Below are 12062 nucleotides of genomic sequence, written 5' to 3'. Positions count from 1 at the left end.
TATGGTTATAATAATTATAGACATTATTATTTCACTGATTGTATTCGCGTGTATTCGAAATTTCAGTTTCGGATTTTTGCTTTCGTTGTGCGCAAAAATTCTATTCCCTCCTTTTGTGCGCTTCGTTGCAGGTCCGGTATCAATTGCAATTAACGATTTTCTCTTAATAGCGCTAACTATATCATTTTTCTTGAATAAAGCCTTTATAGAAAAAAAAACGGCTAGAGTCTATTTTCCCAAAGGTCTACTCATATATTTAGGCTTTACGTATTCTACGACCTTCTTTTTGATTCTGCTATCATCTGATGCAACGCCTTTTGATTTTCAAATTTTTTCATTCTTAAAAACATTAAGCCAAGAAATTCCTTACGTCATTTTCGCTTATTACGCATTTAAAAATTTCAACACAAAACACATAAATATTTTATTCTACACAGCGATTTTTGCCGGAATTTATGGAATAATTGTATATATTACAAAACTAAACCCCTATATAGATACCATATCACTCATATACGTAGGAGAGAACAGATTTGATTTTTTCTTAGAACAAATACGCGGTGGGTTAACCGGCCGAATTTCAGGAACACTGGAACATCCATTAACATGGGGGCAATTATGGGGTGTCTTATTATCCTTATTCCTAATTTACAGAGATTGCATAAAAAACAAAGTTATCAAATACATTTTTATTATACTAGCGACTTCTAATATTCTTTTTTCAGGAAGTCGAACATCCATAGTAGTTCTTTGCTGCATCTGTTCTTTTTACTTAATCTCTATCAAGAAAAAAAAGCTTCTTCAATACCTAATCGTTTCTTTTGCCTCATTTCTCATTTTAATACAACCACTACAGGAATATCAATATACAGCAGGTTATATAAAATACATTGAATCAGGACTTTTCTTTTGGGACAATTCTTATAGCGATGCAGCCAATATAGATGGAAGCAATATTTCCATGCGTTCTGAACAATTTGAAACGACATTAAGCATCGCTTCAGGTAATCCCATTGGTGGGCTTGGCTTTAATTCCATTCAATATTTTTCCTCGTCATCTTTCAATAGTATGTATGGTTTTGAAAGTGTTCTATTCCAAAAAATAGTAGAGCAAGGAATACTCGGTTTTATATGCTTTTGTTTCAGTTTATACTTATTCACAAAATGGATATTCAAGCACGTCACCAAAGACAAATTCCTTTTATGGTTAGGGTATTTCTCTAGTTATTTCCTGTCTATTTTGCTTACAGGCATTCAAAATACATGGTCATTTTTCATCATTTCTGCTTTCTTTGCCATTTCAAAATATCAACCACCTCCCAAAAAGCAATATGCGCTCCGCTAAAAATTTTTTTAACAAATTTTTACTAGGCACTGTAGTTCTAGCAATCTTTATCGGTATAGCATTCGTTTACGCGAACAGCGAAAAGGCCCCTATTAAACCGACAAAATCTTTTCAAATTAAACAAGGAATAAACCTTAACGAATGGCTCGAAGCTGGAACTCTTGATTCCATTCGAATAGACACACTTGTCACACATGAAAAAATCCTCTTACTAAAAGAGCTCGGTTTTGACCATGTCAGAATCCCAATCAGCGAAGCAAACTTATTTGATGAAAATTTGAACTACCGATTAAACGTAAAGAACATTTTAATCGATAGAACGGATTTTTGCTTAAAAAACGGATTAAAAGTTATCATAGATCTTCATAAAACACGGAATCACACATTCGAAAGAGAAGACAACCAGCTATTTGAATCCGATTTAGAGATTAAAAAATTCCTAAAAATTTGGGAAAAACTACAAAATGCCTTTTCGAACTATTCAACGGATTCTCTTGCCTACGAATGCCTAAACGAACCCGCAGCTCCAGATAAAAAACATTTTTTGTGGAACAATGTTATAAATCCATGGATAAGCTTTATTCGAGAAAAAGAACCTAAACGAGTCCTATTCGTGGGTTCAAATCGTGGAAACCAAACTTGGACCTTTAAATATTTAGATATTCCACCAAATGATTCCAATCTTGTTCTTACGCTTCATTATTATAGGCCAAGCCTATTTACACACTACAAAGCGCCTTGGGGTAAATACGCTTTTTACAAAGGTCCCATCCACTATCCAGGAAAATTATTGACCGAAGAAGAATACAAGCAACTTCCAGATTCACTCCAAAGCAAGTTCCAATTCACACAAGAAAACTACGGAAAGGATTATATATCAAAAGAGGTACAAACAGTAGTTCAGTTTGCACAAAAATATAATCTTCCAATTAATCTTGGAGAATTCGGCTGTTTACGAACCATGCCTGATTCTTTACGCTATCAATGGTTTAAAGATATTGTTGACGTAATGAAGGAATACAATATTTCTTACACCTTATGGGGTATGAACGGAGCTGGATTTGGAATTTGGGATGAAAAAAGAAATCTTGATACATTAATGCTACAATCATTAAAATAGGAACATGTTCATGGATCTTTCAAAAAAAGATTTAAAAGAAATCATAAAAGAAGAACTAGGTGTTTATAGAAACCCTATGTTACAATTTTTCCACATGCTTAAAATGTTTCTATGCGGGAACGAAATGCTTCCCGCACAAGAAGTTCTGTATTCTTTAAGATTCTATGAATATTATTTTAACAAAAAAAATCCTAACATTTTTGAAAAAGCATTAAAATTTTTTTGGCATTTTACGTTCAGAAACCGCCAACTAAAACATTCTATTTTCATTGAGCCAAACAGCGTTCAAAAAGGACTTAAATTAACACATCCTGGATTCCGGAAAATACCCGAATTCGTTCACATAGGAAAAAATTCCACCATATTGCCAATGGTTTTAATCGGGAAAAAAAAACCAGGTATTGAAGGCAAAGCAATAATCGGAGATAATTGTTATATTTCAACAGGAGTAACAATTTTAGCACCAGTAAACATCGGAGACAATGTTACAATCGGAGCAGGAGCCGTTGTAACTAAAGACATTCCAAGTAACACAACTGTTGCCGGAGTTCCAGCAAGAAAGATTAAAAAGGTCCCAATAGAATGAAAAAAATTTTATTTGATCTAACAAAGACCCAGCCCATGAATGGTACAAAATTTCATGGAGGAGCTAAATACGGGATTGCCATATTTAAAAAGTTAGTGGACATCGCTCCAGATAAAATTGCTGCATATTATGACGATTCCATTTACATCGATGAATCTGTAATCAAGCTATGTCATTCAAAAAACATTATCATGGAAAAAAAAAGGGACGCATCCATTTTAAGTATTTCTAGAAAATATGGTAATATTTTATATAGCCCTCTAATAGATTCTACTTATTTAACAGATGATTCTTTTCACATCATAGTTACAATTCACGGTTTACGTGTCCTTGAATTACCCTTTGATGAATATGAGATATATTACAGGAAATTTCCATTAAAAAGAGTAAAAATTATTCAGAGTATATATAAATTCTTTTTAAAAAGAAAAAGAAAAAAAAACTATATATGTGATTTACAATACCAAAAAAAATCATTAACAAAATCAAATATTTCGTTCGTTACTGTTTCAAATCACTCTAAGTATTCTTTACTGACATTCATTCCCCAAATCAAGGCAAATGATATTCAAGTTTTTTTCTCGCCATCTACAATTGACGATTCCATTCGAGTAAAAGAAAAATCAAACATCGCTGAAAAATACTATCTAATCGTTAGCGGAAATCGTTGGATAAAAAACAGCGTTAGAGCGATTATCGCACTAGATGAGCTTTTCACAGAACACCCTGAAATCTCAGGAATAGTTATCGTTACTGGCATAAAGCAAAAATCTGACCTTACAATAAATATAAAGAATCCAAACCGATTTGTTTTTGTCGGATATGTTGATGAAACAAAACTTACAGAACTATACCACAATGCGTATCTATTTATTTATCCGTCATTGAACGAAGGATTTGGTTATCCACCCTTGGAAGCCATGCATGAAGGATGCCCCGTTATAGCCTCCGCAATAGCCTCCATTCCTGAAATATGTGGCAATGCCGTACTTTATTTCAATCCATATTCCATAGACGAAATAAAGATGCGCATACTTCAAATGGAGAATAAATCTATTAGATCCGAATATATAAAGAAAGGTTTCGAAAGAGAATCTTACATTAGAAGTAAACAAGATGAAGACCTGGAAAAAATGGCTCATTACATTCTTTCATTTTTAAATAACACAGAACATTAAAAACAAGGACTTCACAATGTTAAAAAAAATATTCAAGTTGATAAAAAAATTTCTTTTTACTCCGGCTAAACGAGCCCGTTTAGCCGGAGTAAATATGGGTTCAAGCAACTTTATAGCGAGCGACTTTTGGAGTACAGAACCATATTTAATAACGATTGGGAATCACTGTCAAATCACAAGTGGTGTCAAGATGCACACACATGGTGGTGGAGGTGCCGTAAGACAAAAATATCCAAAATTCGATTTTTTCGGAAAAGTTCAAATCGGAGATTTTGTTTATATAGGAAATTCGGCAACAATTATGCCAGGAGTTTCAATCGGAAACAACGTAATAATCGGAGCCTGTAGCGTTGTAACAAAATCAATTCCCAGCAATGTTGTTGTTGGAGGCAATCCTGCAAAAATAATATGCACAATTGACGAATACATTGAAAAAAATCTAAAGTTCAACTTAAATAGCAAAGGATTATCCGAAAAAAGAAAAAAGGAGCTTTTACTAAATTTATCTGAAGACAAATTCATTCATAAAAACATGATGGATTTTAGAAAATGAGAAAAAAAATTCTTTTATTTCTCCAATCCGGAGTCGGTGGTGCAGAACGAGTCACGGTAACAATTGGGAAAAACTTAAATAAAGATAAATTCGAAGTTTCTTTTTGTTCTGTTGGTGTCGGCAAAAATACAATTGCCGATTTCGTTCCTTCAGATTACGCAATAGACCAAATAAAAACAAAAAATCCTATAAAGCAAATATATGGTCTTTATAAAAAAATCAAAAACGAAAAACCAGATATTGTATTCGCATCAGTTATCAATATAAATACGAAACTATTGATGTTAAAGCCTTTATTTCCTAACTTGAAATTCATAATCCGTAGCGACAACAATTTTGGTTATTTTTCAAAAATCCATCAATGGATGATTAAACTCACATATAAACATGCGCAAAAAATTATAGCTCAAACCCAAGAAATGAAGGAAGGACTTATTCAAGGGGCCAAAATAAACACAAACAAAATCACAGTATTCCAGAATCCTGTTGACACTAGCTACATCGAAGAAAAAATAAAAAATGCACATAGCCCATTTTCCAATAATGGGAACTATAAAATTGTAGCATCAGGGAGATTTGCCCCTGCAAAGGGCTTTGACATTTTGATTGAGGCTTTTCACCTATTAAAAAAATGTACTACGAATATTGAATTATTTATTATAGGACAAACAGGTGGTGATGAAAACCTAGTGTATTTAAACATTAAGCGGTTAATTGACAAATATAAATTAAACGATTGCATTCATTGCGTAGGTTATAAAAGCAATCCATACCCCTATATAAAACATGCCAATTGCTTTGTACTATCATCAAGAGCAGAAGGATTACCTAACGTCCTTCTTGAAGCATTATATTTACATACACCTATCGCAGCCACAAAATGCATCCCTATTATTTCTCGTTTAATTCATGAAGGGGAGCACGGTTTTTTAGCAGAACCAGAAAATCCAGAATCGCTAGCAGAAGCTATGAAAAAATGCTTAAATTTTAGAAGCATTTATTCGAATTATGATTTTGTAAATTTGTCATTGTATGAAAAAATATTTGAATAGTAGTAAAAAATCAATGGTAAGGAACATAAAAAATGTCCAAAGAAACGAAAGAGATTAGAAAAATTTTAGTTATTTTCACGCTTGATTTTGAATCATGTGGAGGAATAACAACTGTTATGATGAACTACTGGAGAACAATAGACAAAACAAATTTACATTTTGATTTCGCTTGTACAAACAATCCCAACCAGAATCTACTAGACGAAATAAACCTATTTGGTTGCAAATACTTTAAACTTCCTCCACGTAAAAAAATATGGAAATATTTTTTTGCCTTAAAAAAATTGAGTAAATCATACGACATTGTTCACATTCACGGCAATAGTTCAACCTCATTCATCGAACTTAAAGCAGTTTCAAATGTTCCTGTACGAATCGTACATAATCACACTAGCAAAACCGAACACCCATTTGTAAACGCCATTTTGCATCCATTTTTTTTACGAAGTTATACAACTGCCATTGCATGTTCTTCACTTGCTGGAGATTGGCTATTTGGAAAAGGAAACTTCAAGATCCTAAAAAATGCAATTGATATACATCGATTTATTCCAACAATAAGCAAACGAGAATCATTTCGAAAAAATTTTGGATTTAAAAAAGATGATATTATCGTTGGAAACGTAGGTAATCTGACAAAGCCGAAAAATCATTCTTTTATAATTGATGTTTTTTACGAATTTCATAAATTGTGTTCTAACAGCAAATTACTATTAATAGGAAGCGGTTCATTAGAAAAAGAAATCAAGAATAAGATTGAACATTTAAATTTGAAGGATGCCGTAGTAATGGCCGGAACTCGTACTGATATTCCTGAAATGATGAGTGTTATGGATGCATTTTTATTTCCATCTCTTTGGGAAGGACTACCTTTGGCAGTTCTTGAAGCTCAAGCTTCGGGATTACCAGTGTTTCTATCGGACGTAATATCAAGTGAAGTTTTAGCTTCATCAAGCTGTTTCCCCATATCCTTAGAAAAAAGTCCAAAGGAATGGGCTACATTCATGTTACAAAACACAAATAAAGACAATCGTTTCGTTCAAGCAGAAAATAATCAAGTATCTCTCACAAATACTGGATACAACATCCATAAAGAAGCTCAAGAATTACTAAATCTCTATTGGAGCAAAAACTAGAGATTTCTCCACAAGGTAGTGAAAGTGAAAATTGCAGCAGGAATCGTTTTATTTAATCCAGAACGTTCTCGATTTGAAGAATGTTTATCAGGAATTTTAAAACAAGTTGACTTGGTCATTCTTTTCGACAATGTCGGTAATCAAGAATTTTATCAAGACTTCGATAAGCGAATCGTTTACAAAACAGAGCACGGCAATAAAGGCGTTGCACATGCTTTAAACAGCATAATGCAAGAAGCTCAAGAAAGGGGCTACGAATGGATTATTACATTAGACCAAGACACGATACTCCCCGCCAATATAGTAAGCGAATTCTCTAAATATTTTTCCATCCCCAATGTGGCGATTTTAGCTCCTCAAGTAATTGATAAACGTAGAAAGTATTTACAAATAAATTCTTCTAAAGAAGAGATTATAGATGTTGATTTTTGTATAACTTCTGCAAGTTGCACAAACATCAAGATATGGGAACAAATGGGAAAATTTGACGAATGGTTATTTATTGATTTTGTAGATAATGATTATTGCAAGCGAGTAAAGCAAAAAGGCTTAAGAATCCTTCAACTGACAAATTTAGTTATAGACCAGGAATTTGGAAAAATATCGTTAAAATCGCCACGTGTTGTTAAATTTTTCTTGTGGTTAAGTAAAATAACGAAAAACAAGAATATTGCAAAACTATCCTATAAAAAATACGTCAATCCATTACGAGTGTATTACGTTCATAGGAACCTTATTTATTTAAATAAGAAATTTAAAAATTATGGCGGAATCGGGTACGAAAACTTTTATTGTAAAAGTTTTATGGGTTTCCTATTGTACTTTACTCTTCCTTCTATTGTTAGAGCCCAAAATAAAATACAAGCATTTAAAGCCGCTGTCAAAGGCTTATATGATGGAATTAAATCAAACCCAGAAATTATTTAAATTAGCCTTTAAACGACTTTAGTTCTTTTCACAAATTTTCATCACCTGCGATATCCATTCTCGCAGGTGATTTTATTTAATTTTCAACCCAATTAAAACTTACCTAGCAAAAATTTTAAAAATGAATTTGAATTAAAAATTTTAGAAAGGACTACTGTAAAGAACAAAATAATTAAGGCAACAGCAGTAAGCAATGCAGTCTGAGGCAATAGAGGCAAATTATCATAATTGAAGAACTTCATGGTATCAGGGGTAAAACCAAGTAAACAAAAATAATGAAGAACATAAATATCCAAACTTATCGTACCAATCCGAGAAAAAATACCCATTACACCCTTAGAGCAATCAGACTTGTAAATCAATAAGAAGACAAATATTGTAGGAATAAATTGAAGAGCAAGCCAATAAATCGGTTTAAAATTAGCTCCTGTCTGATACATAAATGTATAAAGAATCATTAACATAACAAAAGCAACTCCAAAAATAAATTCATAAGATTTAACAATATAATTATGCAAATCTTTAATTCAAAACCAAGCTCCTAAAATGAAAAAATGGAGCATAAAAAGCAACTTTTTTCAAAGACGGAATATATACAGTTGCTAAATATCCAACAGAGAAAGACAATATCAAAGAAATAATTAATTTCAATTCAACTTTTTTTTTGAAATTTACAGGAAAGAAAAGAGGTCAAACTGCACAGAAATTTTATGGCAAATAAAACTAATATAAACCAATAACCATTGTTCATAACATGCGTGAAAAAACTTTTAACAATAAAAAGTACATTCGCATTGCCCTCTAAATACCCACGTAAAAAAGAATATCCCAACCCAAATACAAAAAAAGGAACTAAAAGCGTGTACATTTTCTTTTGAAGAAATTTATCAAAAGAATAGTTATCAACAAAAACTTTATATCCAACAAAACCTGAGGCCATGAAAAAAATGGGCATAAAGAAAAGATGCATTCCATGAGTCACAAAATTCCCTTGTCCAAAAAAAACGAGATTGTTAGAATGCAAAACAAGCACCCAAAAAATACCCAAACCTTTGCAGCAGTCTATATAATCCAATCTTTTTTCGATCATCTATAACATCCTTCTTTTAAACATTCTCAAAAATGCACCGATTGTTTTCTTCGACAGAAAAAAACGTTTTTGAAGATTCTTGATTATGAAACCATCTTCAAGAGAAGATTGTTAAAATATACCTCCAAAAATCAAAGGTTCTCAAGTGACGAAAGCCAATAAGGGGCCTCATATCCACCGAAAAAACGTTTTATCCCTTGATGCAATCACAACCTTATAGCAATTCAGATAAAAACTCTAGCCCTTGTCCAGGACCATCCGCAAAACAATCTGAATAATCACCTTAAATTCGATTTTCACTAGAATTATCTTTAAGTTTTAGAATCGCATATTTGCTCTTTTCGTCACGCAAAAAGATTAACACTCCCCTTCCTTTTACATTTTCTTGCATTTCGCAAAATTGCATTACACAAAATGTAACAGTTCAAAAATTGTTACAAAAAAATTTTTAGTCATTTCTTGCCGCGCGGCACTTTTTTTCTACATTATAAGTCCGATGAAAATATCGGAATCCATCGAAGCCCACCTGTGCTCAGCCGTTGCAGCGATCTCGCAACGCAATCAGGCGACTCTCACCAAACAGGTTATCGAACATCCGATTTACTTTTCTGTCTATAACTGTCATTATCATCTTTATCGTCTGGCAAAAGCATCTGGCTTTTGCCTTTCTTTTTGTACAAACTTTAAACAACGTCCGGCTTGGAGGTCGGAATGACGTGAGCAAACCATGACTCACGAATTCAAGGAGAAGCAACATGGCTAAGGCAACCGCAAAGAATACGGCAAAACAGCCCAAGTACATTTTTATTACTGGCGGCGTGGTGAGTTCGCTCGGCAAGGGAATCACATCAGCATCTCTCGCGCTCCTCTTGAAGAGCCGCGGTTACAAGGTGTTCATGCAAAAGCTCGATCCGTACTTGAACGTGGATCCGGGCACGATGAGTCCGTACCAGCATGGCGAAGTTTTCGTGACGGACGATGGTTATGAAACCGACTTGGATCTTGGCCACTACGAACGTTTTGCGGGTGTACAATGTTCCAAGGCATCGAGCTACACATCGGGCCGCATTTATTCTTCTGTACTTTCAAAGGAACGTGCGGGTCACTATTTGGGCGGCACGGTGCAGGTTATTCCGCATATCACGAATGAAATCAAGGACGCTTTCCGTTCGGCAGCCGAAAGCGGTGCAGATATTATTTTATGCGAAATCGGCGGTGTTGCAGGCGATATCGAATCGTTGCCGTTCCTCGAAGCGGCAAGGCAGTTCCGTTTTGAAGTGGGCGTCGAGAATACTTGCTTTGTCCACTTGACTTTGGTGCCGTACCTCAAGGCTGCAGGCGAGCTCAAGACAAAGCCTTCGCAGCATTCCGTGGCAGAGCTCCGCAATATCGGTATTTTCCCGGACATTCTCGTGTGCCGTACCGAAATGCACATTCCGCAAGAACACTTGGACAAACTTGCACTTTTCTGCAATGTGAAACCCGAATGCGTTATCGAAGAAAAAGACGTGACGGATTCCGTTTACGCAGTACCGCGCGAACTTTCCAAACAGGAACTCGACTTGCGCGTTTTAGAACAACTTCATTTGAGTGTTCACCCCATTATCCATTCCGAATGGGATAGCCTTGTCAAGAAAGCTACAAAACCAAAATACGAATGCACCATCGCGCTTGTGGGCAAGTACATCGCCATCCGCGACGCTTACAAGTCCGTGCACGAAGCTTTGCAGCACGCCGGCATGGCAAACAACGCGAAGGTGAAAGTGGAATGCATCGAAGCTGAAGAGCTCGAAAAGAATCCGAACCTCATCAAGAAAGCGGACGGCATTTTGATTCCGGGTGGTTTCGGGAGCCGTGGCGTGAACGGCAAATGCGTCGCCATCCGTTATGCACGCGAGCACAAGGTTCCACTGCTTGGCATTTGCCTCGGCATGCAATGCTGCGTGATTGAATTCGCGCGTAACGTTCTCGGCTGGAAGGATGCCAACTCTACCGAGTTCGACGAAAAAACGACCCACCCAGTTATCGACTTGATGGACGAACAGAAGAACGTCACGGAAAAAGGCGGCACCATGCGACTCGGCGCTTACCCGTGCAAGCTCGCCAAGGATTCCAATGCGGCAAAGCTTTACAAGAGCACAAGCATCAGCGAACGCCACCGTCACCGCTACGAATTCAACTACAACAGCGAATTCCGCATCGCCTTGGAAAAGGCCGGCCTGAAAATCGCAGGTACATCTCCCGATGGAAAACTCGTCGAGATGGTGGAACTCAAGAACCACCCCTATTTCGAAGCTTGCCAGTTCCATCCAGAATTCAAGAGCCGTCCCACCGATCCGCATCCGCTGTTTACAGGTCTCGTGAAAGCCGCTCTCGACCAGAAAAAAGCGGGCGCGAAAAAGCTCACAGCGCCATCCGAAAAAACGAAAAAGTCAAAATAAAGTAATAAAAAATCTATTTACGAGACGCTACAAAGCGTCTCGTTTCTTTTTACATTTTCTGAATTTACTGCAATTTCTGTAAAACTAAAATTTGTAATCGCGGCCAGCAAGGTCGCGATTTTCTTTTTGTTTTTTGCGATTTTTAGCGAATTTCGCCATTTTTGATATTTTGGCACGCGCTTTGCATTAGAGGGGCGTACAAGAAAAATGAACCCCAAAAAAGGATAACATCATGAAGCTAGTTACAGCTTACATACAACCCGAAAGGTTAAACAATGTAAAGCAATCGCTATACGAAAAGAAGATCTACAAGATGTCTGTCACGAACGTCTTGGGTTGCGGTCAGCAGAAGGGTTACAATCAACGTTTCCGTGGCGTTGTGACCGAAGTGAATTTGCTCAAAAAGATTTGCTTGAAGATTGCCGTGAATGATGAGTTTGTACAGCCTTGCATTGATGCGATTATCGCGGGCGCCCGTACAGGCAGCATTGGCGACGGAAAGATATTTGTTACAGCACTCGAACAGTGCGTTCGCATCCGCACCGGCGAAACAGGGCCGGAGGCGATTGGATAAGCATCAGTAGGAAGTAGACAGTAGACGGTAGACAGTAAATTTCACGATTGATTTTTCACT

12 protein-coding genes are annotated in these 12062 nt (G+C 35.9%); 10 read left to right on the top strand and 2 right to left on the bottom strand.

Going from position 1 to position 12062, the window contains the following annotated elements:
* The first annotated feature begins 1 nt into the window (after position 1).
* From HUF13_RS01055 to HUF13_RS01020, 8 genes are read left to right on the top strand one after another with little or no spacing between them, the layout of a single operon-like run.
* Entirely contained in the window at positions 2 to 1345 is a 1344-nt protein-coding gene (locus HUF13_RS01055) for an O-antigen ligase (protein ID WP_173473412.1), read from the top strand.
* The gene (locus HUF13_RS01050; protein ID WP_173473411.1) at positions 1332 to 2465 is read left to right on the top strand and encodes a glycoside hydrolase family 5 protein; all 1134 of its coding nucleotides are present in this window, start codon (positions 1332 to 1334) and stop codon (positions 2463 to 2465) included. The genes HUF13_RS01055 and HUF13_RS01050 overlap by 14 nt, the downstream gene beginning before the upstream one ends.
* 10 nt (positions 2466 to 2475) lie before the next feature.
* Entirely contained in the window at positions 2476 to 3051 is a 576-nt protein-coding gene (locus HUF13_RS01045) for a DapH/DapD/GlmU-related protein (protein WP_173473410.1), read from the top strand.
* Positions 3048 to 4229: a glycosyltransferase gene (locus HUF13_RS01040; RefSeq protein ID WP_173473409.1), complete on the top strand. Its 1182-nt coding sequence runs from the start codon at positions 3048 to 3050 to the stop codon at positions 4227 to 4229. Before HUF13_RS01045 ends, HUF13_RS01040 begins: the two co-directional genes overlap by 4 nt.
* 16 nt (positions 4230 to 4245) lie before the next feature.
* The gene (locus HUF13_RS01035) at positions 4246 to 4782 is read left to right on the top strand and encodes an acyltransferase (protein WP_173473408.1); all 537 of its coding nucleotides are present in this window, start codon (positions 4246 to 4248) and stop codon (positions 4780 to 4782) included.
* Positions 4779 to 5834 carry a glycosyltransferase gene (locus HUF13_RS01030; RefSeq protein WP_173473407.1) on the top strand — a complete coding sequence of 352 codons (1056 nt, stop codon included), beginning with the start codon at positions 4779 to 4781 and terminating at the stop codon, positions 5832 to 5834. The genes HUF13_RS01035 and HUF13_RS01030 overlap by 4 nt, the downstream gene beginning before the upstream one ends.
* 32 nt (positions 5835 to 5866) lie before the next feature.
* Positions 5867 to 6970 (top strand): glycosyltransferase family 1 protein, encoded by a 1104-nt coding sequence (locus HUF13_RS01025; RefSeq protein WP_173473406.1) that lies wholly within the window; start codon positions 5867 to 5869, stop codon positions 6968 to 6970.
* A gap of 24 nt (positions 6971 to 6994) precedes the next feature.
* Complete coding sequence (locus tag HUF13_RS01020; RefSeq protein ID WP_173473405.1) at positions 6995 to 7897, top strand: glycosyltransferase; 903 nt, start codon at positions 6995 to 6997, stop codon at positions 7895 to 7897.
* Positions 7898 to 7989: 92 nt separating this feature from the next.
* Here the strand turns inward: HUF13_RS01020 and HUF13_RS01015 are convergent, their stop codons facing one another.
* Together HUF13_RS01015 and HUF13_RS01010 are read right to left on the bottom strand one after the other, a co-directional pair.
* The gene (locus HUF13_RS01015; protein WP_173473404.1) at positions 7990 to 8361 is read right to left on the bottom strand and encodes a hypothetical protein; all 372 of its coding nucleotides are present in this window, start codon (positions 8359 to 8361) and stop codon (positions 7990 to 7992) included.
* A 188-nt stretch (positions 8362 to 8549) separates the two neighbouring features.
* Positions 8550 to 8987: an acyltransferase family protein gene (locus tag HUF13_RS01010; protein WP_173473403.1), complete on the bottom strand. Its 438-nt coding sequence runs from the start codon at positions 8985 to 8987 to the stop codon at positions 8550 to 8552.
* A 755-nt stretch (positions 8988 to 9742) separates the two neighbouring features.
* On the opposite strand from HUF13_RS01010, the gene HUF13_RS01005 reads away from it, so the two are divergent.
* Positions 9743 to 11428: a CTP synthase gene (locus tag HUF13_RS01005; protein ID WP_173473402.1), complete on the top strand. Its 1686-nt coding sequence runs from the start codon at positions 9743 to 9745 to the stop codon at positions 11426 to 11428.
* Positions 11429 to 11660: 232 nt separating this feature from the next.
* Positions 11661 to 12002 (top strand): P-II family nitrogen regulator, encoded by a 342-nt coding sequence (locus HUF13_RS01000; protein WP_173387703.1) that lies wholly within the window; start codon positions 11661 to 11663, stop codon positions 12000 to 12002.
* Positions 12003 to 12062: the final 60 nt, after the last annotated feature.

It is taken from the genome of Fibrobacter succinogenes (genome assembly GCF_902779965.1).
Taxonomy (GTDB): domain Bacteria; phylum Fibrobacterota; class Fibrobacteria; order Fibrobacterales; family Fibrobacteraceae; genus Fibrobacter; species Fibrobacter succinogenes_F.
The sequence above is the reverse complement of the archived record's forward strand: the minus strand, read 5'-3'. Positions and strand labels throughout refer to the sequence as shown.

Coding starts and splice junctions, on each gene's coding strand:
- HUF13_RS01055 (WP_173473412.1), top strand. CDS start 2: ATGGTTATAATAATTATAGACATTATTATTTCACTGATTGTATTCGCG.
- HUF13_RS01050 (WP_173473411.1), top strand. CDS start 1,332: ATGCGCTCCGCTAAAAATTTTTTTAACAAATTTTTACTAGGCACTGTA.
- HUF13_RS01045 (WP_173473410.1), top strand. CDS start 2,476: ATGGATCTTTCAAAAAAAGATTTAAAAGAAATCATAAAAGAAGAACTA.
- HUF13_RS01040 (WP_173473409.1), top strand. CDS start 3,048: ATGAAAAAAATTTTATTTGATCTAACAAAGACCCAGCCCATGAATGGT.
- HUF13_RS01035 (WP_173473408.1), top strand. CDS start 4,246: ATGTTAAAAAAAATATTCAAGTTGATAAAAAAATTTCTTTTTACTCCG.
- HUF13_RS01030 (WP_173473407.1), top strand. CDS start 4,779: ATGAGAAAAAAAATTCTTTTATTTCTCCAATCCGGAGTCGGTGGTGCA.
- HUF13_RS01025 (WP_173473406.1), top strand. CDS start 5,867: ATGTCCAAAGAAACGAAAGAGATTAGAAAAATTTTAGTTATTTTCACG.
- HUF13_RS01015 (WP_173473404.1), bottom strand. CDS start 8,361: ATGTTAATGATTCTTTATACATTTATGTATCAGACAGGAGCTAATTTT.
- HUF13_RS01010 (WP_173473403.1), bottom strand. CDS start 8,987: ATGATCGAAAAAAGATTGGATTATATAGACTGCTGCAAAGGTTTGGGT.
- HUF13_RS01005 (WP_173473402.1), top strand. CDS start 9,743: ATGGCTAAGGCAACCGCAAAGAATACGGCAAAACAGCCCAAGTACATT.
- HUF13_RS01000 (WP_173387703.1), top strand. CDS start 11,661: ATGAAGCTAGTTACAGCTTACATACAACCCGAAAGGTTAAACAATGTA.